Below are 23,221 nucleotides of genomic sequence, written 5' to 3'. Positions count from 1 at the left end.
CAGTCCTGGGTCTCGTGTGTGGAGGTCGGGGAACGGGGTCGTGCTCGCTGATCTCGTGCCCGCCGGGTTGCGGGGGGAGTGGGTCGCGCGGGGGGTGTGCCCGGGGCGCGACCTCTACACGCTGTTCCGGGAGCGGGTGCGGGACGCGCCCGAGCGGGACGCGGTCGTGGACGACGCGGGCGCGCTGAGCTACGCCGAGCTGGACGGGCGGGTGCGGCGGGCGGCCGCGGCGCTCGCCGCGGGCGGGCACGGCGCCGCCGACATCGTCGCCGTGCTGCTGCCGAACGGGCGGGACGCGGTCGTCGCCGAGCTGGCGGTGGCGGCGATCGGGGCGGTCGCGCTGGCGATCCCGCACACCCGGGGGCCGCGCGACGTCGCCCGGCTGCTGGAGCTGTCGCGGGCCGCCGCGCTCGTCACCGTACCCGGGATGATCGACGCGGTGGACGTCCCGGCCCGCACCCGGGTGTGGACGCCGCACCGCCGGATCGACGGGTCCGGCGCCGGGGCGCGGTCGCTGGACGACGCGGGCGCCGCGGAGGTCCGGGCCTGGCGGCCCGCCCGTCCGGACGCCGAGGCCCCGGCGCGGCTGCTCGTGTCGTCGGGGTCGGAGTCGGCGCCGAAGATGGTCGCGTACTCGCACAACGCGATGGCGGGCGGGCGCGGCAACTACGTGGCGGCGCTCGGCGGCGGCGCGCCGATGCGGGCGCTGCTGCTGGTGTCGCTGGCGTCCGCGTACGGGTCGCTCGGCACGTCGGTGGTCCTCGCGCGGCTCGGCGGCACGCTCGTCCTGCTGCCCCGGTTCGACGCGGCGGCGGCGCTGCGCGCCGTCGAGCTGCACCGGCCGACACACCTGTTCGGCGTCCCGACGATGCTGTGGCGGATGACCGAGGCGGAGGCCGCCGCGGACGTGTCGTCGCTGCGCGCCGTCGTGTCCAGCGCGGGCCCGGTGCACGGGCACGTGGTGGAGGCGTGCACGCGCCGGTTCGGGATCGCGCCCGTGAACATCTACGGGTCGAGCGACGGCGTCAACTGCCACACCGGGCGCGTGCCGGGCGGGTGGCGGCCGGGGCTCGCGGGGGTGCCCGACCCGGACGTCGCGGAGATCAGCGTCCGCGACCCGCGGGGGCGGCCGCTGCCGCCGGGGGAGGCGGGCGAGATCTGGGCGCTCGGCCCGATGACGCCGCTCTGCTACGTCGCGGCGCCCGAGCTGGACGCGCGGCACCGCGCCCCCGGCGGGTGGGTGCGCAGCGGCGACCTCGGCCGCCTCGACCCGGACGGGACGCTCTGGGTGCTCGACCGGCTGAAACGCGTCGTCATCCGCGGCGGCGTCGGCCTGTCCCCGGCGGAGGTGGAGCGGGAGCTGTCCTCCCACCCGGGCGTCGCGGACGTGCACTGCGTGCCGGTCCGGGACCGCGACCTCGGCGAGCGGATGTGCGCGTGCGTCGCGCCGCCGCGCGGGGCGCCGCCGCCGACGCCCGCCGCGATGCTCGACCACCTGCGGGAGCGCGGCCTCGACAAGCGGCGGCTCCCGGAGCGCTTCCTGGTGCTGGACGAGCTGCCGCTCGGGCCGACGGGCAAGGTGTGCGCCGCGACGCTCGCGCGGCTCGCCGCCGAGTCCGCCGTGCCCGCCGACGCCGGGAGCGGCCGGTGACCGCGGTCGTCGGCGCCCGCGAGCGGCACCGCCTGCTGGGCGAGGCGTACGACCCGATGACCGTGGAGAACCTCGCCCGGACGGGGGTGGGGCCCGGCTGGCGGTGCCTGGAGGTCGGCGCGGGCGACGGGGGCGTCGCGGCGTGGCTGGAGCGGCGGGTCGCGCCGGGCGGGCGCGTGACCGCCACCGACGTGCGTCCCGATCCGCAGGCCGCGGGCCCGCGGGTGACGCGGCACGACATCGTCCGGGACCCGCTGCCGGACGGCGGGTACGACCTCGTGCACGCGCGGCTGGTGCTGCGGCTGCTGCCGGAGCGCGACGCCGTGCTCGGCCGGCTGCTCCGCGCGCTCAAGCCGGGCGGCGTCCTGCAGCTCGACGAGTTCGACGCGTCGGCCGCGCCCGCGCTGGACGTGCCGAGCGCGGCGGCGCGGGAGCTGTACGACACGTTCACCGCGGCGAAGAACCGGCTGATGGCGCGCTCCGGGGTCGATGTCGCGTGGGGGCGGCGCGCGGTGCGCGCGCTGGTCGCGGCGGGGTTCACCGAGGTCGCGGCCCGGTCGCGGGTGGAGGTGTGGGACGCGGGGGCGCCGGGCCTGCGGCTCCTCGCGCACCACGCGCGGCACCTGGAGGACGAGTTCGTCCGGGAGGGGATGACGCCGGGGCAGCTCGACGGGGTGCGGGAGCTGCTGGCCCACCCGGGTTTCCGCGCCTGCTCCTACACCATGTACTCCGTCCAGGGCCGGCGCCCACGGGAGGTTCGATGACGTCGCAAGCGAAGGACGCGCGCGCGAAGGGCGGGCGGTTCGACGTCCGCGCCGCCGCGCCGGAGGCGCACGCCGCGATGGCCGCCGGCGGTCCGCGAAGAAAGGTGATCATGGCACCATTGCGGTCATGAGCGACCGAACCTCCCGGAAAGCCGTCGCGGTCGCGGTGACCTGGCTGCTCCTCGGCATCGCGGGAGTGCTCGGCGCCGTCGCGACGGTGCTGGTCGCGGTGCCGGGGCGGCTCGCCGACCAGGCCGCGTTCGACGCCGCGCGGGACTGCCCGGCGGCGCCGCGCGAACCCGCCGACTGCCTGTGGAAGCAGGAGTTCGCGATCTCCGACATCCGCCTGTACTCGGGCCGGGGCAGCGAGATCACGGCGACGCTCACCGACCGCGCGGGCGACGTGTGGCCGACCGAGTACAGGACGAACGAGCCCCTCCTCGACGACCTGGACGACGGCGACACGGTCGTGGGCACGATCTGGCTCGGCGAGGTCGTGCGGATCGCCGCGCCGGGCGGCGTCCAGGAGACGACGGCGAACCCCGGGGGATTCGCGGAGAGCGCCGTGGGGACCGCGCTCGTCGCCGGCCCCACCGGCCTGCTGCTGATCGTCGCGAGCGGGTGGCGGCTGAAGCACCGCACCCGGGAGTCGGCGCCGCGGGGGCTGACGGGCTTCCTGTGGTTCACCGGCGGGCAGGCGGCGGGCTCGCTCGCCCTCGGGCTGCTGGTGATCGTTCAGGGCTGGTCCGTCTGGCTCATCCCCGGGCTGTGGCCGGTGATGGCCGCGCCGCTCGCGGGGCTCACGGCCCTGGCCGTCCGGAAGGCGGACGACCTGTCGGCGGCCCTCGGCGGCACCGGCTCCGCCCCCGCGCCCTAAATGCGTGGAGAACGCGGGGAGCGGCCGGGAGAGTGGGGGGCGTGGCTTACGGGGACACCGGACGGACGGGCGCGGTGCGCGCTCCGGAGATCGACCTGCTCGACCGGCGCGCCCTGGAGCGGTGGGCGCCCGCCGACCCGCGGGTCGTGGACGAGGCGCGGCGGCTGAAGGAGCGCGCGCTGCTCGACCTCGGCATGACGCACAGCGCGGTCGCGTCCTGGCTGTACAGCAAGTGCCACCACCAGATCCCGACGACGGCGGTCGGCACGGCGGCCGTGGTGGCGGCGGGCGACGGGTCGTGCCTGCTGCTCTACAACCCGGGCTTCTTCCTCGGCATCGGCATCGAGGGCGTCCGGTTCGTCCTGTTCCATGAGGCCCGGCACGTCGTCCAGCGGCACCTGTTCGCCGACCCCGACCTGCGGGCCGACCCGGTGTTCACGCTCGCCTGCGAGGTCACCGTGAACCACGTGGCGCTGGCCAGGCTCGGCGGCGGGCTGCCCGAACTGGACGGCCGCCCGGTCGGGGTCTCGCCCCGGGACGTGTACGGGGCGTACGTCCGGGACCTCGGCGCGCAGGGGCTCCGGCCGCGGTGCTACGAGGAGTGGATCGACACCGACATGAGCGTCTACCGGGAGCTGCGGCGGATGCGGAACCCGCCCGGCGTCGAGCACGCCGTCTGCGTCCACGTGCTCCTCGACGTGCTCGACCAGGAGACCGTCGACCGGATCGGCGCGGACGTCCTGCGCAGCGTCCTCGTCGCGGCCCGGCGCGGCGACCGCGCCGCCCGCGGCGAGCTGCTCGACCTGCTGCGCCGCACCGAGGGCGGCGGGGAGCGCACCGACCGGATCTGGGGCGACCTCGGCGCGCACGCGCTGCGCGGGCGGACGTCGGCGACGCGGCGGGTCGACTGGTGGCAGCGCTGGCTCGTGGACGTGCTGGGCTCGCGGCTCGCCGAGGGCGAGCGGCTCGTCTACCCGAAGAAGCGCGGCGCGCTGCTGGCGGCCCTCGGGCACGAGCCGATGCTCGCGCGGCGCGGGCCGCGGCGGCTGAAGACGCTCGTCATCGCGCTCGACACGTCCGGGTCGATGCCGGACGGCGTGGTCGAGTGGCTGGCCGCGCTCGTCGGCCGCATCGACGGGGTCGAGGCCGACTGGGTCGCGTTCGACGCGACGGTGAAGCCGTTCGTGCCCGGCGAACCGCTGCGCGGCGGCGGCGGGACGAGCTTCAGGGCCGTCCAGGCGTACGCGGAGAGCCGGGACGACCCGGTGGACGCCGTCGTCGTCGTCACCGACGGGCACGCCGAGCGCATCGCCCCCGCGGAACCCGGCAAGTGGATCTGGCTGATCACGCCCGGCGGCGACGAATGGCCCGAGCACCGGGACCCGCCGATGGCCTGCCACCGGGTGGAACCCGTCTGATCACGATCGATGCCGATATTGGCTACGGTGACGCCCTATGAGCCCGCACGGTAAGACGACGCGCGCCCGCGACATCGCGCGCTGCACCGCCGGCCTGCTGCGGTTCGCGACCCCCGGCGAGACGGACGCGCTGCTCGGCCACCTGCCGGACGGCCGCGTCGCGCACGCCGTGCGGAGCCACGGGACGCCGAACCGCGTCGTCATCGAGGCGCTGCTGCGGCGCGGCCGCCCCGGCGACCTCGACGCGCTCGTCACGCACGCCCTCACGGTCGGCGACCCGCCGTCGCTGCTCGGCCGGCTCCTCGACCTCGACAGCCCCGAGGTCAACGAGACGTTCGTCGGTGCCGACGCCGCGCTCACCCGCCTGCCGCGCAACCTGCGCCGCCAGCTCGCGCACCAGACGTCCCGCCGCGACGGGACCACGCCGCGCCCGCTGCCCGACCGCCTGCGCGAGGCGCTGCCGTCCGCGAAGGCCCCGGAGAGCTTCGACCACGCGCTGCTCTACGCGGCCGACCCCGAGCAGGCCGGGGCCGCGCTCCGCTTCCTCGGCGCGGGCGCCGACCCGCACGGCGCCGTCCAGGCGTGCCGCACCCTGCTGGACGCCCGCCGCCACCACGAGATCCGCGACCTCGTCGACCGGGACCGGCTGCCCGCCTACCGCTGGGGGCCGGACGGCACCGAGCCGAGCGTCCTCGCGTACGCGCGGGCCGCGCTGCGCGGCGAGGAGGGCGAGCGGGCGCTGCGCGAGCTGTCCGGACGGGTGCGCGGCGCCGAGTTCCTGCGGACGATCGCCGAGATCTCCGACGCGCACGCGTGCGGGCCCGGCCGGGGGAGCCGCCCGGTGTTCCGCACCGTCGTGGACCGCCGCCACCCCGGCATCCCCCGCGTGGGCTGGGCCGACGTCCTCGCGGACGAGCCGCGCCGCCGGGCCGCCGACGGGCCGTTCCCGCTCCGCGCGGCCCGCTTCATGGCGAAGCGCACCGACCTGCCCCTCGACCTCGCGCGGCTGCTCGCCGCCGACCATCCGGCCCTGGCCGTCTTCCTCGCCGACCCGGCGCCGGAGGTGCTCGCCGACCTCTGCGGGCGCGGGCCCGTCCCGGGCGCGGACGTGGTCCTCAAGGTCGTCGGGAACGGCCTGGCGGCCGGCACGTTCACGCCCGAGTTCGTCGTCGAGACCGTCCCGGAGGACACGCTGCGGGTCGTGGCGGAGTCGCTGTGGCTGCCCGCGATGCGGGGCACCGCCCGGATCCGCGCGCTCCTCGGCCTCGCCGGGGACGTCCGGCTCGCCCCGGCGTTCACCGACGAGACCGGGCACGGCCGCACCCGCCGCCTCCGCCGCCCCGGCCTGGCGCTGCACTGGGACGCCGCGCTGATCTACGGTTCGGACGCCGCGCGGCTGTTCGAGCGGCCCGGCGGCACGACCGCCGACGCGGTGCTGGCCGCCGCGCCCGCCGACGCGGTCCTCGCGCCCGCCCCCGGCGCCGCCCCCGACCCGCGCGTCCTGCGCCGCCTCGCCGAGCACGTGGACCGGCACCTCGGCGGCCGTCCCGAAGCCTGGCTCGTCGCGCTCCGGCTGCTGGAGGACGGCTTCGTCGGCACCCTCCCCGAACTGCTGGAGACCGCCGGGGCCGTCACCAGCTGACGACCCGGTAGTCCTTCAGCAGGACACCGTGCGGCGGGTCCCCGCCGCGCTCGCCCCGCACGATCGGGTCGTACACGCGGGCCGCCGCGTCCACGACGTCCAGCGGCGGGCGGAACCCGGCGGCGGCCCGCCGCGCCCGGTCCGGCCCCGGCTGCTGGTCGGTGAACCAGCCCGGGTCGACGCTCGTCACGTACACGCCGCGCTCCGCCAGCTCCGGCGCCGCCGTCAGCGTCAGCATGTTCAGCGCGGCCTTCGCCATGTTCGTGTGCGGATGCTCCGACCCCTTGTAGTACCGGCCGAACCGGCCCTCCGCCGCCGACACGTTCACCACGTACCGCCGCGGGTGCGGGGACGCCTCCAGCAGCGGGCGCAGCCGCCCGAGCAGCACGAACGGCGCGGTCGCGTTGATGAGCTGCACCTCGATCAGCTCCACCGGGTCGACCTCGTGCACCAGCCGCGTCCACGAGTTGACCGGCGACGGGTCGGGCAGCAGCCCCGCGACGTCCACGGTGCCCGACGCGGTCGCCACCGGCGGCCCGCCCGGCCCCGGCGGCAGCGCCGCCCGCCCCTCGACCGCCAGCAGCTCCGCGTACGTTTCCGGCGGGTGCCGCAGCGTCTGCGCCGCCAGGTTCACCAGGACGTCCAGCGGTTCGCCCGCCGCGACCCGCTCATCGCACCAGCGGACGAGCGCCGGGACGTCCCGCAGGTCCATCCCGGTGACGGTGAGCCGGTCCCACCACGCGTCCCGGTCGGGCACGGCCGCGAACCGCCGCCGGGCGTCCACCGGGAACCGGGTGAGGGCCGTCACCGCCGCGCCGTCCCGCAGCAGCTTCAGCACCAGCTCGAACCCGGCCTTCACCCGCCCGCCGGTGACGATCGCGCGCCGCCCCGCCAGGTCGGCGCGCGCGTCGCGGCGCGCCCGGTGCTCGGCCGCGCACGGCGGGCACAGGCGGTGGTAGAAGCCGTCCAGGTCGCGGAAGTGCGCCCGGCAGACGTAGCAGACCTGCAACCCGCCCAACCGGGCCGGGCTCGCGCCCGGGCGCCGCGCCGCCGGTCCGGCGTCCGGTTCGCTGTCCGGTCCGGCGTCCGGTCCGGCGGGCGCCGGGAGCGCCGCCCCGCCCGGCGCCGCGACGGGGGCGCCCTCGACGCGGCCCGCGGCGCCGGTCGCCGTTCCGGCGAGGATCTCGGCGTCCGCCTCCGCGCGGCGCCGCCGCCGCGCCGCCCGCTCCCGCCCCCGCGTCCGCCGGACGAACGCGGACACCGCCGCCCGCACCCGTTCGAGGTCCGGGTCGCCGTCGGGCGCGTCCGCCAGTTCGGCGAGGACGTGCAGGCACGTCGCCACCTCGTCGTCGCGCATGCACGCCATTAAATCGGGTGATCCCGGGCGTCGCGGACCGCTTCACTGGTCGCATGAGCATGCCGGACGGGCCGCGGCTGGCCCACTTCATCGACACGATGATCGACCTGGGCATCACCGGGCAGGTCTTCGGCGAGCACGGGATCGGGAAGACCTCGACGTTCTTCCACCACGTCCGCACCCTCGACGGCGTCCGGCTCGTCTACGTGCCCGCGGCGAACCTCACCCCCGACGACCTGCTCGTCAACGCGCCCGTCCGGCGGCCCGGCGACGGGGAGCTGGTGCTGCGGCAGCTCATCATGCGGCAGCTCAAGCCCGGCAAGCCGTTCGTGCTGCTCATCGACGACTCGCTGCAGGCGGGCGCCACCATCCAGTCGCAGCTCATGCAGATCGCCTGCACCTGGACGCTCGGCGAGCACGACCTCCGCGCGCTCGGCTGCATCGGCGTGTTCCTCACCGACAACGAGTCCCTCGACGAGACCGCCGCGCGCCGCACCGACCTCGCCGTCCTCGACCGGATGGCGACGCTGCGCGTCACCGCCGCCGACACCGCGTGGCGCGCCGCGCTGTCCCGCACGTTCCGCGGCGTCGACCTCACCGGCGTGTTCCGCGTGTGGGCGTCGCTGCCGCCCGCGCTGCGGCGCCTGCTGTCCCCGCGCACCCTGGAGCACGTCATCGACTGCGGCCTCGCCGGGTTCCCCCTCGCGTGGGGGCTGCCGCTGGTGGACGGGCGCCGCCTCGCCCTCGCGGAGCCCGGGGCCGACGGGCGCCCCGGCCCGGACCAGGCCCCGGACGTCCTCGACCGCGTCGCCGCCGAGCTGCGCCGGGCGGGCGCGGACGCCCCGAACCCCGCGCACGTCCCGGACGCCGTCCGCCGCGCCGTCCGCGCGGCCCTCGACCGCCGCTGGGCCGTGCTCGTCCAGGGCCCGCCCGGCTGCGGCAAGACGGAGGTGGTCAAGGAGGTCGTGCGGGAGGAGCTCGGCACCGACCCGCTGTACTTCTCGCTGCCCGTCACCAACGTCGAGGACCTGTGCGCGCCCGTCCCCACCCTCGACGGCACCCTCGACAACCTCCTGGCCGCGCCGTTCGTCGGCGACGGCGACAAGGCGATCGTGTGGGACGAGTACAACCGCCCGAAGGACAAGGCCGCGTTCGCGCGCCTCATGGAGATCACCCAGGAGTGGTCCCTGGCCGGGCGCCGCATCGAGGGGCTCCGCGCGCAGATCGCCTTGCAGAACCCGCCGTACCACCTGGGGCGGAAGCTGCTCGTGGCCCGCAACACCATCGCGCAGGCGTCCCGCTTCACCGTGTCGCTGGAGATCGACCCCGAGGACATCCCCGCCAACGAGTGGCTGATCTCCCGGTACGGGCCGACCGCCGAGACCGTCCTGGAGTGGTGGAAGAACGACATCGACGACGAGGGCCGGCAGTGGATGACCAAGCGGACCCTGGAGCGGCTCATCCGACTGCACGGCCGCGGGCTGCCGCTCGACGTCGCGAAGATCTACCTCGGTGACGGCGACTACGCGCCCGTGCCGCTCACCGACCTGGAGGCCCGGCTGTCGCGCCGTCCGGTCACCGGCCTGCGCGAGCTGTCCGCCGACCTCGACGCCTGGACCGGGCGGCTCCGCGACGCGCCGCCCGAGGGCTCGGACGCGACGGACACCGTCCACCGCGTCCTCGCGAACGCGGAGCTGTCGCAGCTGGAGGCCCACGCGGAAGCCGTCGCGGCGCTCGCGCCGCTGCTCCCGCCGAAGCTCAAGGCCACCTACCTGATCGGCGCCGACCCCGCCCGGCAGCGGTTCTGGACGTCGGTGTTCGTCAGCGGACGAGGCTGAGCGCGCCGGGCGCCACACCGACCTCGACGCGCGACCCCCACGAGACGATCTGGTGGATCGCCGAGGGCCCCGGCCCCGACCGCTGGCCCGTCTACGCCGTGACCGAACGCGACGAGGGCACCCGGTTCGACTGCACGGCCACCGAGTTCCTGTTCCGCCAGATGACCGACCCCGACTTCCCTTTCTACTCGCCGGCCGACCACATCACCGGCCACTGGTTCAGCGCGTTCGTCCGCTCCGATTCCTGACGGACGCCCCCGAACCGGACGGCCGTCCGGAGCGTCTCCTCCCGTGGAAGATCAACACGAGAGGTGTCGCAGTGCTGCCGCTTCACGACGACGACCCGCCCGCCGTGGGCCCGTACGCGCCGGTCGCGCTCCTCGGCCACGGCCGGCGGGGACCCACCTACCTCGGCCGGGCGCCCGGCGGGCGCCCGGTGGCGGTGACGCTGGTCCGTCCCGGGCTCGCCGCCGAGGAGGGGTTCCGCCGCCGGTTCGCCGCCGAGGCCGCGGCGGCCCGCCGGGTCGGCGGCGCCCGCAACGCGCGGGTCGCGGACGCCGACCCGCACGCCGACCGGCCCTGGCTCGCCGCCGAGTACGTCCCCGGCCCCTCGCTGGCGGAGACCGTCGCCGAGCGCGGTCCGCTCCCGGCCCGCACGGTCCGGACGCTCGGGGCGGGGCTCGCCGAGGGCCTCGCCGCCCTGCACGCCTGCGGGCTGGTGCGCCGCGACCTGCACTCCGGCGACGTGATCCTCACCGCGGACGGCCCGCGCATCGTCGGCTTCGGGACCGTCCGGACAGCGGAGGACGACCCGGGCACCGAGGCCGGGGAGGCCGCCCGGTCGGCGCTGTACCTGACGCCCGAGCAGATCCGCGGCGACTGGGAGATCCGGGACGCCACCGACGTGTACGCCCTCGGCAGGGTGCTGGTGTTCGCCGCCACCGGCGCCGTGCCCTTCGACGGGAATTCGATGGAGACGATGCTGCGCGGGCTCCTCCACGAGGCCCCCGACCTGACCGGCGTGCCCGCCGACCTGCGCGACGTGGTCGCCGCGTGCCTGGCCAAGGACCCCGGCGACCGCCCGACGGCCGAAGAGGTCCGCGCGGCGTGCGATCCCGCGGCCGCCTCCGGCGGGCTCCGGCCGCCCGACCGGCCGCACGAGGCGGTCTCCCGTCCGGACGCCGCCGCCCCGCCCCCGCCCCCGCCGACCGCCTCCGGCGCCCCGGTCCCGCGTGCCCGGCGGCGCGCGGCGACCGTGTGGGCGGCCGTCGGCGCCGCGGCGGTCCTGGCGGCCGGCGCCGCGGTCGGCGCCGCCCTGCTCCGGGCGCGGGCCCGGCGTCCGGCGCCCGCGTGACCGGCGTCGTCCGGAGCGAACCAGGGCGATCTGGAGCAAATCATCGGCTCGACGCACATCTCCTGACCGCCCGGCCATTTTCGAACGGACACGCCGGGTCCGGCGAATCACGGTTAGGCGCGATTTCGTACTAGCTTGTGGGATGAGGGTGGCTGGTGAGGGGACGTGAAAGTGCGGGAGCAGAGGGCTGCGGGCGGATTTGACCCGAATGTGCCGAACATTGCGCGGATGTACGACTACTACCTGGGCGGCAAGGACCATTACACCGCCGACCGGCTCCGCGCCGAGGAGGCGATCGCGGCCGATCCCACGCTCCCCGTCCTGATCAGGGAGAACCGCGCTTTCCTCGGACGCGCGGTCCGCCACCTCGCCGAGCAGGGCGTCGACCAGTTCCTCGACATCGGCACCGGCCTGCCCACGCAGCAGAACGTGCACCAGATCGCCCAGTCGGTGAACCCCGACGCCCGGACCGTCTACGTCGACTACGACGACCAGGTCGTCGCGCACGGCCGCGCGCTGCTCGCCGGGTCGCACGTCACCCGGATGATCGAGGCCGACCTGCGGCGGCCCCGCGACATCCTGGAGCACCCGGAGCTCGATCTCCTCGACCTCACCAGGCCCGTCGCGCTGCTCCTCGTGGCGACCCTGCACTTCGTCCCCGACGAGGACGACCCGCCCGGCATCATGGCCGAGCTCCGCGAGGCCCTCGCGCCCGGCAGCCACCTCGTCATGACCCACGCCTCCGCCGACGGCGTCCCCGACGTCGTCGCCAAGGTCGTCGAGGTCTACAACCGCACGTCCGCTCCCGGAACGCCCCGCACCCTCGAGCAGGTCACCGCCCTGTTCGGGGAGTTCGAACCCGTCGAGCCCGGACTGGTGTGGGCGCCGCTGTGGCGTCCCGACCACCCGGTCGACCCGGACCGGGCCCGGCAGACGTGGTTCTACGCGGGGGTCGGACGCAAACCCTAGAGGGTCCACCGAGCGAGGAGGACGTATGCAGGCGACGACGGTCGGGGCCGCACTGCGGGACGCGGCGGCCAGGGGCGGCACGTTCCTGTACGACGGCGACGACACCATCACCTACCCCGCCTTCGACGAACTCGCCGACCGCGTCGCGTCCGGGCTGCTCGCCCGCGGCGTCGGCCGCGGCGACCGCGTCGGGCTGCTCGGGCCCAACACCCCGCAGTGGCTCGCCGTCTTCTTCGGCGCGGCCCGCATCGGCGCCGTCGTCGTCCCGCTGAACGTCCGGTACCGGGAGGCCGAGCTGGCGTACATGCTCGGCCAGAGCGGCGCCCGGACGGTCGTCTCCGCCGGCGCCGTCGGCGGGTTCGACTTCGCCGCGTTCTTCGACGGGTTCCGGCCGCGCATCCCCGGCGTCCGCGACTTCGTGTTCTTCGGCACCGGCTTCCCCGGCGCGGGCTCGTTCGACGACCTCGCCGCCGCACCGCCCGACCCGGCGGCGCTCGCCGCGGCCCGCGCCGCCGTCGACCCCGGCGACCCGCTGCTGATCCTCTACACCTCGGGCACCACCGGACGCCCGAAGGGCGCGGTGATCACGCACGGCGGCCTGCTCGCGTCGGCGTCCGCGCAGGCCGCGCACCTCGGCATGGACGAGCGGGACGTGCTGCTCGGCCACCTGCCGCTCAACCACGTCGGCGGCATCACCTGCACGATCGCGGCCGCGCTGGCCGCGGGGTCGGCGGTGGCGCTGCTGCCCGCGTTCAGCCCGGACGGCGCCCTGCGCGCCGTCGAGCGCCACCGGGTGACGCTGCTGAGCGCCGTCCCGACGATGTTCACGCTGATGCTCGGGCACGCGAGCCTCCCCGAGCGGGACGTGTCGTCCGTCCGGACGTGCGTCGCGGGCGGCTCCAACGTGGAGCCCGCGCTGGGCGAGGAGATCCGCCGCGCCTTCCCGGGCGCGTCGCTGTACGGGCTGTACGGCCTGTCGGAGTCGTCGGGCGCGTGCGTGCTGTCCGGGACGGACGACGACGCCGAGACGGTCGCGCGGACCCTCGGCGTCCCGATCGGCGGCTTCGAGGCCCGGACGGTCGGCGCGGACGGGGCCGTCCTCCCGGCGGGGGAGACCGGCGAGCTCCAGATCCGCGGCGGCTGCGTCGCCGCCGGCTACTGGGACATGCCGGAGGAGACCGCGGAGGCGTTCCTGCCGGACGGCTGGCTCGCGACGGGCGACATGGCGCTGCTGGAACCGGACGGGCACGTGGTGCTGCGCGGCCGCAAGAAGGAGATGTACATCCAGGGCGGCTTCAACGTGTACCCGGTGGAGATCGAGAACGTGCTCGGCGCGCACCCCAAGGTCGCGATGGTCGCCGGGTTCGGCGTCCCCGACGACGTCCTCGGCGAGGTCGGCTGCTGCTACGTCGTGCCCCGCCCGGACGGCGCGCCGCCCACGGCGGACGAGCTGGCCGCGTACTGCCGGGAGCGGCTCGCCGACTACAAGGTCCCGCGCCGCTTCGTGATCACCGCCGAGGTCCCGCTGACGCCCGTCGGCAAGATCCACAAGGCGCTGCTGCGGGAGCGGCACGCGGCGGTCCCGGCCGACTAGGCCGGGGGCGGGGTCATCCGGCGTCCCGGACGGGCGCCCGCCCGGGGTCGGCGAGCGCGGCCGCCGTCATGCGCTCCATGCGGCGGCACGCCCGCCGGTAGAACTTGAGCTGCGTGCGGCGGCCGAACAGCATGAACCCGAGCCGCACGACCGGGTTCGGGATCCGCCCCCGCCGCGACACGGCGCGGATGCGGAACTCGACCTCGCCCGTGTCGAGCCACTTGCGGACCTCCTGGTCCATCTGCCCGCGCTCCAGGTGCCCTTGCAGCGTCCGGTAGTTCCAGCCCCACACCCGCACCGGCCGCCCGCCGATCTCCTCGACGCGGTCGGCGACGTCCCCGACGCGGACCGCGAGGTGGAAGCGCAGCCCGCAGAACCGGCCCTCCAGCAGCATGTCCCGGCCGGGCTCGGGCGGGCCCGCGCCCTGCACGCGCCGGATGATCGCCGGGTCGGCGTACGCGTAGTCCCGGACGAGCCGGCGGCCGGTCTCCCAGCTCCCGCCGGGGACCGGCGGCCCCGGCGGCTCCGGCGGCAGCGCGCGGCGGACGTCGTCCACGTGCCAGCCGCGGCCCGTGCGCGGCTCGTCCGGGTCGAAGTTGGGGGGACGGTGCCGCAGGTCGGCGTGGAGCCGGTGCGGCGCCGGGACGCTGTGCCTCATCGGGGTGCTTTCTCCGGTCGACGGCGCGGTTCGGGATCGGGGCGGGCGGGGCGGGCGCCGCGCCCGGCGCGGCGTTGGGCGACCTCCTGGACGGCGGCGTACGCGGGGCCGCGCACCCGCTGCAGCAGGCCCGCCGGAGGCAGCCCCGGGATGGGGCGCCGCTCGGGATCGAAGCGGATCGGCGCGCGCGCGTCCGTCCGCGCCGGCCCGGTGAGCCGCAGCTCGCCGAACCGCTCCCACGGGCCGAACTCCGTCGCCACCAGCAGGTCGAACAGCAGCGGGCGCGCGTCCGCGGCGCGCGCGAGCCCCGCGAGGCCGGCCGGGCGGATCCGCGGGCCCCGCGCGGCCGCGCCGAGCAGCACGCGCCGGTCCCCCGCCCGGTACGCGAGCAGCGACCCGTAGAAGCCGGGGGCCCAGCGGGTCGAGGGCCGCAGCAGGTGGCGTCCCAGCGGGCCGCGCCCCGTCGTCGCCAGCAGCAGCTCCGCCTCGCCCTCCCCGGCGGCCCCGCCCTCGCCGCCGTCCGGCGGCCAGCGCAGCGCGAGCCCGAGGACGTCCGGGAACGCGTCCGGCGTCCCGGCCGCGCGCGACAGCCGCGCCGTCCCGTGCAGGACGGCGCGGTCGTCCAGGAACGGGACGCACCACTCCCGCGGCGCGCCGTGCAGGACGAGCGCGGCGTCGAAGACGAGCCCCTCGGGGTGCAGCGGGCGCCCGCCGCGCAGGCGCGCCGCGAGCGCGAAGCCCTTCGCGGCCGCCGCGGCGAGCGCGTCCGTGACGGGCCCGGTCCCGCGGGTGTCCGCCCGCTCGGTGAGCACCTCGATCTCGCCGGCCATGCGGCCCCCGGCCAGCTCGGCGACCCGCTCGCAGAAGTGCGTCCACATGTGGAGCTGCATCTCCTTCGCGACGCGCAGCCCGCTGTAGAGGGCGCTCGCCAGCCGGTCGCCGCTGCGCGCCCACGACTCGATCGTGAACACGAGCCCGTCCGGCGCGTCCGCCGCCCGGAACTCGATCTCCCCGGCCTCCAGGTGCCCGCGCAGCGTCACGAAGCGGAACGACACGGGCGTCCGGTCGACGACGCGCACCGGGCAGTTCCACGGGCCGGGCATGTGGACGAGGTACTCGTCGCCCACCTCGACCAGCCCTTCGGCCCCGGCCGTCTTGTCGAAGACGGCGACCTCCACCGGCGACGCCGCGTTCAGGTCGTCGCCCAGGCGGGTGATCAGCTCCTCCGGGGTCAGCGGGCTGCCCGCGATCCGGACCGTGTACCGCCGCTGGAACGCGGGCCCGGCGCCCTGCCGCGAGTCCTGCACCCCGCGCCCGTCCCGGTGCGGCAGCCGCTCGACCTCCGCGACGGCGTCCGTGCGCAGCCCGCCCCGCCGCACCCGCCGCGACCTGCGCAGCCACCGCCACCCCGCGATCGCCATCCCGGCGGGCCAGCGCGCCGAGCGCGCCCGCCTCCGCCACCGCTGCCGCACGGCGCCCCCCGATCGTCCGCCGTCCCGAGTGTGGCCGTCGCCCTACCCGGGACAGGCGTGCCGAATCACACGGATCGGCCGGATTCGTCCGGGCCGCGGGGACGCCGGCCGCCGGGCGGGCCGGTACCACGACGCCGCCCGGACCCCCAGCATGATCGCCGTCGGAGCTTCCTCGGGGGGACGATGGACCCACTGCGACCGCACGACCCGCCGCGGGTCGGCGCCTACCGGCTCCGCGGGCGGCTCGGCGCGGGCGGCATGGGCGAGGTGTACCTCGCGGCCTCGCCCGGCGGCCGGGACGTGGTGGTGAAGGTGATCAGGCCCGAGCTGGCGGACACCGCGGACGCGCGCCGCCGGTTCGTCCGGGAGATCGCGGCGGCGCAGCGCGTCGGCGGGTTCCACACCGCGCAGGTCGTGGACGCCGGGCCGCACGACGACCCGCCGTGGATGGTCACCGAGTACATCCCCGGCCCGTCCCTGCGGCGGCTGGTGCTGGACGGCGGGCCGCTGCCGCCCGACCGCGTGCGCGCCCTCGCCGCCCAGCTCGCCGAGGGGCTGGCCGCGGTCCACGCCTGCGGGCTGGTCCACCGCGACCTCAAGCCGGGCAACGTCATCATGGCCGCGGACGGCGCGCGGATCATCGACTTCGGCATCGCGCGCATGGCCGACGCGAGCGTCCTCACCGCGACGGGCGCGGTGGTCGGCACGTACGCGTTCATGTCGCCCGAGCAGGTCCACTCCCGCGCCGTCGGGCCGCCCAGCGACGTGTTCTCGCTCGGCGGGGTGCTCGCGTTCGCCGCCGCGGGCCGCAGCCCGTTCGCCGCGGACACCATCCCGGCGATCGTCCTGCGCATCGTCAACGACGAGCCCGACCTCGGCGCGGTGCCCGGCGGGCTGCGCGAGCTGATCGCGGCCTGCCTGGCGAAGGACCCGGACGACCGCCCGACGGCCGCCGACCTGCTGCGGCACCTGACCGGCGCGGAAGCCGCCCCCCGCCCGGCGCCCGCGCCACCCGCCGCGCCCGCCCCGCCCGCCCGGCCCGCGCCACCCGCCGCGCCCGCGCCGACCGTCCGGCCCGGGCCGGACGCGGGCACGGCGCCGCCGCGCCGGATGCCGCGCCGCCGGTTCCTGCTGGCCGGGGCCGCGGGCGCGGCCGCCGTGGCCGTCCCGGCCGTCGTCCTGGCCACGCGCGACTCCGACGCGAGCGGGCACTCCGGGAAGCCGGGCGGCACCGCGCGGCGGATCAGCGACCGGATCCTCACCGGGCACGGCGCGGTGTCCCAGGCGGCCTTCACGCCGGACGGCACGGCGCTCGCCACCGGCGGCGCGGACGGCCCGATCATCCTGTGGGACGTCGAGACCGGCGAACGGATCCGCACGCTGCGCGCCCACAGCTACCCCGTCGTCTCGATGGCCTTCACCCCGGACGGCGAAACCATGTTCAGCGCCGCGGAGGGGGTGCAGGTCTGGGACGTCGCCGCGGGCCGGGCGCGCCGCGGCCTCCCCACCCAGGGGCGCAGCGAGCACCCGCGGGAGTTCGCCGCGATGGCGGGCACCCCGAACGGGCGGTACCTCGCCACGGACGCGCCCGGTGGCGGCGGCCCGATCCTGTGGGACGCCGCCACCGGACGGCTCGTCCGGAGGTTCGCCGGGGACGCGGACGCCTCGCTGGCCTTCACCCCGGACGGCCGCGACCTCGTCGGCGGCGGCCGGGGCGTGCGCCTGTGGGACGTCGCGAGCGGCGGGTTCCTCCGGGAGTTCCGCGGGGCCGGGGTGCCGACCCACTCGGTGGCCCTGAGCCGCGACGGCCGCGTCCTGGCCGCGAGCAGCGTCCTCGCGCCCGTCCGGCTCTGGGACCTTTCCACCGGCCGCACGCTCCGCGACCTCACCGGCCGGGGGAAGGCCACCGGCCCCCTCGCGTTCAGCCCGGACGGGCGGCTGCTGGCCGTCTCCTCCGTCCCCGACGCCGCCGACGCCGCCGAGATCACGCTCTGGGACGTCGCCACGGGGCGGGTGGACCGGATCCTCGAAGGGCACACGGGCGCCGTCAACGCGCTCGCCTTCCATCCCGGCGGGACCGCGCTGGCGAGCGCGAGCGACGACCGCACCGCCCGCCTGTGGAAGCTGACCGCCTGACCGCTCAGCGGCCGCCGTCCCTGCGCCGGAGGCCGTCCAGCACGACCCGGCAGAGGGCGTCGCCGGCACGCGCCCCGGGCCGGCAGACGGCGGTGCCGAGGAGGTCGACGACCTCCTCGGGGCGGACGTCGGCACGCATCGCCCCCTCCCGCTGGGCGGCCCGGACGATCTCCCGGAGGAGGCCGTCGACCTCCCGCTGCAGGGCGTTCCGCTCGCCGGGCGGCGGCGTCCCGTCCTCGGCGAGCGTTTTGACGAGGGCGAACGGCTGCTCGGTGGAGTGGGCGACGACCTCGGCGAACACGTCCCAGCGCGGGACGTCCCGCGCGGCGAGCGCGCGGAGCTCCGCGGCGTACCGGCGCAGCGCGGTGGCGGCGATCTCCTCGACGAGCGCCCGGCGGTCGGGGAAGTGCCGGTAGAGGGTGCCCACGCCGAGCCCCGCCGCGCGCGCGATGTCCTCCATGCCGACGCCGGGTCCGTACTCGGCGAACAGTTCGAGGGCGCGGGCGACGATCCGCTCGCGGTTGCGGCGCGCGTCGGCTCGCATCGTCCTCCGTCCAGGGTCAACCGGAACCACGAATTCAGGTTACCCTGGGCGAACGGAACCGGAATATCCGATTCAGGTTGGAGCGATCATGCGCATCGGACTGTTCACCATCGCCGGCGGCGCCCCCCTGGACGACCTCGTCGCCCAGGCCCGCCTCGCCCGCGACGCCGGGCTCGCCAGCGCGTTCTTCGGGCACGGCTCGTCCTTCGACGCCCTCACGACCGCGGCGCTCGCCGGGCGCGAGGTGCCCGGCATCGAGGTCGGCACGGCGATCGTCCCCACGTACCCGCGGCACCCCCTCGCGCTCGCGAGCCAGGCGCTCACCGCGCAGGCGATGGCGGGCGGCCGCCTCACCCTCGGCATCGGCCCGAGCCACCGGCCGATCATCGAGGACGGGCACGGCATCCCCTACGACCGTCCCGCGCGGCACACGCGCGAGTACCTGACCGCGCTGCGCCCGCTGCTGCGCGGCGAGGACCCCGCCCACCGCGGCGAGACGCTGACCGCGGTCGGCGCGGTGGACGCGCCCGGCACGACCCCGCCGCCGGTGCTCCTCTCCGCGCTCGGCCCGGCGATGCTGCGCATCGCCGGGGAACTCGCCGACGGCACCGTCACCACCTGGACGGGCGCCGCCGCGATCGCCGACCACGTCGTGCCGCGCATCACCGCCGCCGCCGCGGCGGCCGGACGTCCCGCGCCCCGCGTGCTCGCGGGCGTCCTCGTCGCCCTCACCGCCGACCCGGACGCCGTCCGCCGCGAGATCGCCGACCGGTTCGCCGCCGCGGCCGACCTCGCCGCCTACCGGGCGGCCCTCGACCGCCAGGGGCTCGCGGGCGTGCACGAGACGGTCGTCGCGGGGGACGAGGCGGCCGTCGCCGCGGAGCTGCGCCGCTTCGCCGACGCGGGCGCCACCGACCTGCTGATCGCCCCGTTCGGCGACGCGCCCCGCGTCCTGGAGTTCGCCGCGTCCCTCGGCTGAGCGGGCGGCCCGGGCAGTCGGGGCGCCGGGTCAGGCGGGCGGGCCGTAGCCGGTGCACTCGGGCGCGAACGCCGGGTCGTCCGGGCCGAGCGCGTTGAGGACGATCTGCGCGACCGGGCCGTCGTACCAGAGCCCGGCGTGGCCCACCGGGTCGTCCGGGCACAGGTCCTGCAGCAGGATGTTGGTCGAGTCGCCGCCGTGCAGGAACGAGTTGGTGAGCGGGGTGACGGTCGTGTCGTGCGCGGTCGCCACCGTCACGTACCGGACGCCCGGGACGGTGTCGCCGTCGGCGAACAGCGCCTCCTGGAACTCCGACCCCGCCTCCTGCTGGACGTGCGCGGGCGACCCGGCGAACCGCAGGAAGTCGTTGACCAGCCCGAGCACGCCCAACCGCCGCCCGAGGTCGACGAGGCCGTCCATGGTCGTGCCGTGGTTGGTCGGCCCGAGCGCGACGAGGGAGCGCACCTTCGCGGCGCCGCCCAGCCGCTTGATGTAGTAGTTCGGCATCATGCCGCCCTGGGAGCCGCCGACCACGTCGACCTCGGCGGCGCCGGTCGCGGCGAGCACCCGGTCGACGAACGCGCTCATCGTCCGCGCCGACTCCGCGATGTCGCCGAGCCCGTAGACGCGGCCCAGCGTCAGGTGCGTCCCGCCGTAGTTGAACCCGTAGACGCAGTACCCGGCGTTGGCGAGGGTCGGCGCGAGCACCGCCCCCGCGGAGCCGAGGTTGGACGTCGTCCCGTGCACGATCACCACCGGGTTCGGGTGCTCGGGCGACGGTTCGCAGTCCCAGTCGTTCGCGCCGGCGACGGCGTCCGGGCTGAGGAAGAAGTTGCGCACCGCCGTCCCGACGTCGCCCACCGGGTACGCCTCGTCCGCCGCCGCCGCGTGCGGCGCCGCCGCCGTCCCCGCCGCGACCGTGATGCAGAGCGCCGCGAGCCCGTGCCGTACCCGTCGTCCCCAGGTCATACAGACGACGCTATCTGTTAGAGCTTCGGCCCGCCACGCCGCCGGTGACAAGAACCCCGCGACGCCTTCGCGCCCGGCGACGGAAAACGCCGCGGAGACCGCCGCCCTCCCGGCTGTCCCCCGTGCGAGCTACCCGCGAATGTCCACCGTGCGGGGAAGATGCGCGACCCCCGGATCCCTAGCGTCGATCCTGCACGCGGCGCACCGGGCGCGGCATCTCGAAAGGGGCATCATGCGACTGCTGAAGCAGCTCGTGACCGTCGCGGCGGTCGCGTTCGTCGGGGGCGCGGTCGCCGGCGCCGTCCAGGACGTCTGGTACCTCACCCTCATCGCCGGCCTCGCGACGGCCGCCCTCGCCGTCCCCGCCTACACCTGGATCGTGGGCCGCACCGAGCGCCGCGCCGTCACCGAGCTGGCCGCTCAGGGCGCCGCCTTCGCCACCGTCCGCGGCATGCTGATCGGCACCGCGATGTTCGCGGTGGTCATCGGGCACATCTACCTCCTCGGCGGCTACCACGTCGAGGGCTTCGGCTCCCTCACCGGCGCCCTCGGCATCCTCGGCTTCATGGCCGCCGCCGCCGTCACCGAGGAGCTGCTCTTCCGCGGCGTCCTGTTCCGGATCATCGAGGAGCGCATCGGCACCTACCTGGCGCTGGCCCTCACCGGAATCGTGTTCGGCCTCATGCACATGGCCAACCCGGACGCCAACCTGTGGGGCGCGGTCGCCATCGCCATCGAGGCCGGCGGCATGCTCGCCGCCGCCTACGCCGCCACCCGCAACCTGTGGGTGCCGATCGGCCTGCACTTCGCGTGGAACTTCGCCCAGGGCGGGATCTTCAGCACCCAGGTGTCCGGCAACGGCGACTCCGAGGGCCTGCTGGAGAGCTCGACGTCCGGTCCCGTCCTGCTCAGCGGCGGCGACTTCGGGCCGGAGGCGAGCGGGTACGCGGTCCTGGCGGGCGCCGTCCTCACCGTCGTCTTCATGTGGCTCGCCCACCGCCGCGGCCACGTGGTTCCGCGACGCCGGCGCGACCGGGCCGCCGCGACCGCTACGCTCGCCCAGTGATGATCACGCTCCGCAGGGCTCCCGACCTGTGGCACCGCCTGGACGTCACGGTACGGGACACCCCCCTCGCCCTCTTCCTGGCCGTCGGCTCCGCCGTCCCGATGTTCCAGGGCCAGGGGACGCAGCTCGGCGCCGTCCCGGACCGCCCCCTCGACGCCCTCGCGGCCGCCGCGATCGCCCTCCAGAGCCTCCCGCTCGTCGTGCGCCGCCGCTGGACGGCCGTCTGCCTCGCCCTGACGGCGATCGGCTTCGCCATCGACCAGCTCTCCGGCTACCACACCTTCGCGGGCACCGGCATGGCCGTCGCACTGCTCAGCGCCGGCGCCCACCTGGAGTGGCACCGCCGCACGACCGCCCTGCTGCTCACCGCCGCGTACGTGCCGCTCGCCGTCGCGCTCCACCGCCTCGCCCCGTCCGTGGGCGTCGCGGAGTTCGTGACCTTCTACATGGCGACGTGCTTCGCGTGGGGCGTCGGCGCCTGGCTGCGCTACATCCGCGCCGTCGAGGCCGAGCGCCGCCGCCACGTCGCCGCCGCCACCCGCGCCGCCGAACGCACCCGCATCGCCCGCGAGCTCCACGACGTCGTCACCCACCACGTCACCGCGATGGTCGTCCAGGCCGAGGCCGCCCGGTACCTGACCGCCGCCCCCGAGCGCCTCGACGAGACCCTCGGCTCCGTCACCGACACCGGCCGCCGCGCCATCTCCGACCTGCGGCACCTCCTCGACCTGCTCAACCCCGACCACGACGAGCCCGCGAAACCGGCCGTCGGCGAACTCCAGACCCTCGTCGAGCAGACCCGCCGCGCCGGGCAGCCCGTCGAGTTCACCGAGGAGGGCGCGGGAGGCGCCGGCAGCGCCGACTTCACCATCTACCGCGTCGTCCAGGAGTCCCTGACGAACGCCCTCAAGTACGCCCACGGCAACCCCACCGTGGTCAAGGTCAACTACGGAGAGAAGGAGATCACCGTGGAGGTCGGCACCCGCGGCCCGAGCACGGCGGCCGGGTCGCCCGGCGGGAGCGGACGGGGCCTCGCGGGGCTCCGCGAACGGGTCGACGGCCTCGGCGGCGAGTTCGCCGCGGGCCCGGGCCCCGACGGCGGCTTCGTCGTCCGCGCCCGCATCCCCGCCGCGAGCGCGCCGTGACCGCGCCCGTCCGGGTCCTGGTCTGCGACGACCAGGCGCTGATCCGCACCGGGTTCACCACGATCATCGACGCGCAGCCCGACCTGGAGGTCGTCGGCGAGTGCGGCGACGGCCGCGCCGCCGTCGACCTCGCCCGCGAACTGGACCCGGACATGGTCGTCATGGACGTCCGGATGCCCGTCCTCGACGGCATCGAGGCGACCCGCCTGCTCGCGGGCGCCGGCGTCCAGAACCCCGTCAAGGTCCTCGTCGTCACCACGTTCAACCTCGACGAGTACGTCTACGAGGCGCTGCGCGCGGGGGCGAGCGGGTTCCTGCTCAAGGACGCCCCGCCCGCCCAGCTCCTGCACGGCATCCGCACCGTCGCGACGGGCGCCGCGCTCCTCGCCCCCGAGGTGACCCGCCGCCTCGTCGGCCGCTACGCCGCCCGCATCCGCCCCGCCGGCGGCGGCGCGGACGACGTCCCGCTGACCCCCCGCGAACTCGAGGTCCTGCGCCTCATCGCCGACGGCCGCTCCAACAGCGAGATCGCCGCGACCCTCGTGATCAGCCAGGAGACCGTCAAGACGTACGTCTCCCGCATCCTCACGAAACTCGACCTCCGCGACCGCGTCCAGGCCGTCGTCTACGCCTACCGCCACGGCCTGGCCACCTGACCCACCCCGCGGCCCGGTGCGTGGCGTGGAGAAGTCGGCGTGAAAAGAAGACGTCGGTGATCCACGGTACTCTGCCTAGCTGTCGGCGTCGCCGTTGGCCGGTGTGAACGATCGCGCGGAGGCCTGCGGTGT

At 76.5% G+C, this 23,221-nt stretch carries 21 protein-coding genes; 16 read left to right on the top strand and 5 right to left on the bottom strand.

Features of this window, described 5'->3' with window-relative positions; all coding sequences use genetic code 11:
- Positions 1-40 precede the first annotated feature (40 nt).
- Genes H505_RS0118125 through H505_RS0118105 form a run of 6 tightly spaced genes read left to right on the top strand, consistent with a single transcriptional unit; the run spans position 41 to position 6,352 of the window.
- Positions 41-1,651, top strand: coding sequence for a class I adenylate-forming enzyme family protein (locus H505_RS0118125; protein WP_245592555.1), 1,611 nt, complete (start codon positions 41-43; stop codon positions 1,649-1,651).
- Positions 1,648-2,415, top strand: a complete 768-nt coding sequence (locus tag H505_RS0118120; RefSeq protein ID WP_026403126.1) for a class I SAM-dependent methyltransferase — start codon at positions 1,648-1,650, stop codon at positions 2,413-2,415. The genes H505_RS0118125 and H505_RS0118120 overlap by 4 nt, the downstream gene beginning before the upstream one ends.
- A complete protein-coding gene (locus H505_RS52415) occupies positions 2,412-2,546 on the top strand; it encodes a hypothetical protein (RefSeq protein ID WP_281173453.1) in 135 nt (44 codons plus the stop codon). The genes H505_RS0118120 and H505_RS52415 overlap by 4 nt, the downstream gene beginning before the upstream one ends.
- On the top strand, positions 2,543-3,292 hold the full coding sequence (locus H505_RS47775) for a hypothetical protein (protein ID WP_051300836.1): 750 nt from the start codon (positions 2,543-2,545) through the stop codon (positions 3,290-3,292). The genes H505_RS52415 and H505_RS47775 overlap by 4 nt, the downstream gene beginning before the upstream one ends.
- Before the next feature lie 41 nt (positions 3,293-3,333).
- Entirely contained in the window at positions 3,334-4,710 is a 1,377-nt protein-coding gene (locus tag H505_RS0118110) for a DUF2201 family putative metallopeptidase (protein WP_034518493.1), read from the top strand.
- A gap of 37 nt (positions 4,711-4,747) precedes the next feature.
- Positions 4,748-6,352 carry a hypothetical protein gene (locus H505_RS0118105; protein ID WP_026403124.1) on the top strand — a complete coding sequence of 535 codons (1,605 nt, stop codon included), beginning with the start codon at positions 4,748-4,750 and terminating at the stop codon, positions 6,350-6,352.
- On the opposite strand, the gene H505_RS0118100 is transcribed toward H505_RS0118105, so the two are convergent.
- The gene (locus tag H505_RS0118100; RefSeq protein ID WP_034518544.1) at positions 6,342-7,709 is read right to left on the bottom strand and encodes a Rossmann-fold NAD(P)-binding domain-containing protein; all 1,368 of its coding nucleotides are present in this window, start codon (positions 7,707-7,709) and stop codon (positions 6,342-6,344) included. The two genes, H505_RS0118105 and H505_RS0118100, sit on opposite strands and share 11 nt — an antisense overlap.
- 53 nt (positions 7,710-7,762) lie before the next feature.
- Between H505_RS0118100 and H505_RS42660 the strand changes: the two genes are divergently transcribed.
- From H505_RS42660 to H505_RS0118075, 5 genes are all read left to right on the top strand, one after another.
- Positions 7,763-9,547: an ATP-binding protein gene (locus tag H505_RS42660; RefSeq protein ID WP_034518491.1), complete on the top strand. Its 1,785-nt coding sequence runs from the start codon at positions 7,763-7,765 to the stop codon at positions 9,545-9,547.
- 98 nt (positions 9,548-9,645) lie between these two features.
- Complete coding sequence (locus H505_RS50620) at positions 9,646-9,795, top strand: hypothetical protein (protein WP_169528841.1); 150 nt, start codon at positions 9,646-9,648, stop codon at positions 9,793-9,795.
- 71 nt (positions 9,796-9,866) lie between these two features.
- The gene (locus H505_RS42655) at positions 9,867-10,901 is read left to right on the top strand and encodes a serine/threonine-protein kinase (protein WP_051300835.1); all 1,035 of its coding nucleotides are present in this window, start codon (positions 9,867-9,869) and stop codon (positions 10,899-10,901) included.
- A 165-nt stretch (positions 10,902-11,066) separates the two neighbouring features.
- Complete coding sequence (locus H505_RS0118080) at positions 11,067-11,870, top strand: SAM-dependent methyltransferase (RefSeq protein WP_341849565.1); 804 nt, start codon at positions 11,067-11,069, stop codon at positions 11,868-11,870.
- Positions 11,871-11,895: 25 nt separating this feature from the next.
- Positions 11,896-13,464 (top strand): class I adenylate-forming enzyme family protein, encoded by a 1,569-nt coding sequence (locus H505_RS0118075; RefSeq protein WP_026403121.1) that lies wholly within the window; start codon positions 11,896-11,898, stop codon positions 13,462-13,464.
- A 13-nt stretch (positions 13,465-13,477) separates the two neighbouring features.
- Here the strand turns inward: H505_RS0118075 and H505_RS42650 are convergent, their stop codons facing one another.
- Positions 13,478-14,122, bottom strand: coding sequence for a DUF1990 family protein (locus H505_RS42650; protein ID WP_051300834.1), 645 nt, complete (start codon positions 14,120-14,122; stop codon positions 13,478-13,480).
- Positions 14,119-15,594 carry a DUF1990 family protein gene (locus H505_RS51060; protein ID WP_211238500.1) on the bottom strand — a complete coding sequence of 492 codons (1,476 nt, stop codon included), beginning with the start codon at positions 15,592-15,594 and terminating at the stop codon, positions 14,119-14,121. The genes H505_RS42650 and H505_RS51060 overlap by 4 nt, the downstream gene beginning before the upstream one ends.
- 183 nt (positions 15,595-15,777) lie before the next feature.
- Here H505_RS51060 and H505_RS52410 point away from each other — a divergent pair, with 183 nt between their 5' ends.
- Entirely contained in the window at positions 15,778-17,730 is a 1,953-nt protein-coding gene (locus H505_RS52410) for a WD40 repeat domain-containing serine/threonine protein kinase (protein WP_026403120.1), read from the top strand.
- Between the two features lie 4 nt (positions 17,731-17,734).
- Here H505_RS52410 and H505_RS0118055 read toward each other — a convergent pair whose 3' ends face one another.
- Positions 17,735-18,274, bottom strand: coding sequence for a TetR/AcrR family transcriptional regulator (locus H505_RS0118055; protein ID WP_026403119.1), 540 nt, complete (start codon positions 18,272-18,274; stop codon positions 17,735-17,737).
- Positions 18,275-18,362: 88 nt separating this feature from the next.
- On the opposite strand from H505_RS0118055, the gene H505_RS0118050 reads away from it, so the two are divergent.
- Positions 18,363-19,253, top strand: coding sequence for a TIGR03564 family F420-dependent LLM class oxidoreductase (locus H505_RS0118050; protein WP_026403118.1), 891 nt, complete (start codon positions 18,363-18,365; stop codon positions 19,251-19,253).
- 30 nt (positions 19,254-19,283) lie between these two features.
- On the opposite strand, the gene H505_RS42635 is transcribed toward H505_RS0118050, so the two are convergent.
- A complete protein-coding gene (locus H505_RS42635; protein WP_034518488.1) occupies positions 19,284-20,222 on the bottom strand; it encodes an esterase/lipase family protein in 939 nt (312 codons plus the stop codon).
- A gap of 232 nt (positions 20,223-20,454) precedes the next feature.
- On the opposite strand from H505_RS42635, the gene H505_RS0118040 reads away from it, so the two are divergent.
- The 3 genes from H505_RS0118040 to H505_RS0118030 are packed head-to-tail and all read left to right on the top strand — an operon-like array spanning position 20,455 to position 23,089.
- Positions 20,455-21,288 carry a CPBP family intramembrane glutamic endopeptidase gene (locus tag H505_RS0118040; RefSeq protein ID WP_026403117.1) on the top strand — a complete coding sequence of 278 codons (834 nt, stop codon included), beginning with the start codon at positions 20,455-20,457 and terminating at the stop codon, positions 21,286-21,288.
- Positions 21,288-22,433, top strand: coding sequence for a sensor histidine kinase (locus H505_RS0118035; protein WP_026403116.1), 1,146 nt, complete (start codon positions 21,288-21,290; stop codon positions 22,431-22,433). Before H505_RS0118040 ends, H505_RS0118035 begins: the two co-directional genes overlap by 1 nt.
- Positions 22,430-23,089, top strand: a complete 660-nt coding sequence (locus H505_RS0118030; RefSeq protein ID WP_026403115.1) for a response regulator — start codon at positions 22,430-22,432, stop codon at positions 23,087-23,089. Before H505_RS0118035 ends, H505_RS0118030 begins: the two co-directional genes overlap by 4 nt.
- The last annotated feature ends 132 nt before the right edge of the window (positions 23,090-23,221 follow it).

The sequence above is a fragment of the Actinomadura rifamycini DSM 43936 genome (genome assembly GCF_000425065.1).
In the GTDB taxonomy this organism is placed as follows: Bacteria; Actinomycetota; Actinomycetes; order Streptosporangiales; family Streptosporangiaceae; genus Spirillospora; species Spirillospora rifamycini.
Note: the sequence above shows the minus strand (reverse complement) of the source record. Positions and strands in the feature narration are given on the sequence as shown.

Bases quoted from the DNA above. Each gene is read 5' to 3' on its own strand.
- H505_RS52415 (WP_281173453.1), top strand. From the start codon at position 2,412: ATGACGTCGCAAGCGAAGGACGCGCGCGCGAAGGGCGGGCGGTTCGAC.
- H505_RS47775 (WP_051300836.1), top strand. From the start codon at position 2,543: ATGAGCGACCGAACCTCCCGGAAAGCCGTCGCGGTCGCGGTGACCTGG.
- H505_RS0118105 (WP_026403124.1), top strand. From the start codon at position 4,748: ATGAGCCCGCACGGTAAGACGACGCGCGCCCGCGACATCGCGCGCTGC.
- H505_RS0118100 (WP_034518544.1), bottom strand. From the start codon at position 7,709: ATGCGCGACGACGAGGTGGCGACGTGCCTGCACGTCCTCGCCGAACTG.
- H505_RS42660 (WP_034518491.1), top strand. From the start codon at position 7,763: ATGAGCATGCCGGACGGGCCGCGGCTGGCCCACTTCATCGACACGATG.
- H505_RS0118075 (WP_026403121.1), top strand. From the start codon at position 11,896: ATGCAGGCGACGACGGTCGGGGCCGCACTGCGGGACGCGGCGGCCAGG.
- H505_RS42650 (WP_051300834.1), bottom strand. From the start codon at position 14,122: ATGAGGCACAGCGTCCCGGCGCCGCACCGGCTCCACGCCGACCTGCGG.
- H505_RS52410 (WP_026403120.1), top strand. From the start codon at position 15,778: ATGGACCCACTGCGACCGCACGACCCGCCGCGGGTCGGCGCCTACCGG.
- H505_RS0118055 (WP_026403119.1), bottom strand. From the start codon at position 18,274: ATGCGAGCCGACGCGCGCCGCAACCGCGAGCGGATCGTCGCCCGCGCC.
- H505_RS0118050 (WP_026403118.1), top strand. From the start codon at position 18,363: ATGCGCATCGGACTGTTCACCATCGCCGGCGGCGCCCCCCTGGACGAC.
- H505_RS42635 (WP_034518488.1), bottom strand. From the start codon at position 20,222: ATGACCTGGGGACGACGGGTACGGCACGGGCTCGCGGCGCTCTGCATC.
- H505_RS0118040 (WP_026403117.1), top strand. From the start codon at position 20,455: ATGCGACTGCTGAAGCAGCTCGTGACCGTCGCGGCGGTCGCGTTCGTC.
- H505_RS0118035 (WP_026403116.1), top strand. From the start codon at position 21,288: ATGATCACGCTCCGCAGGGCTCCCGACCTGTGGCACCGCCTGGACGTC.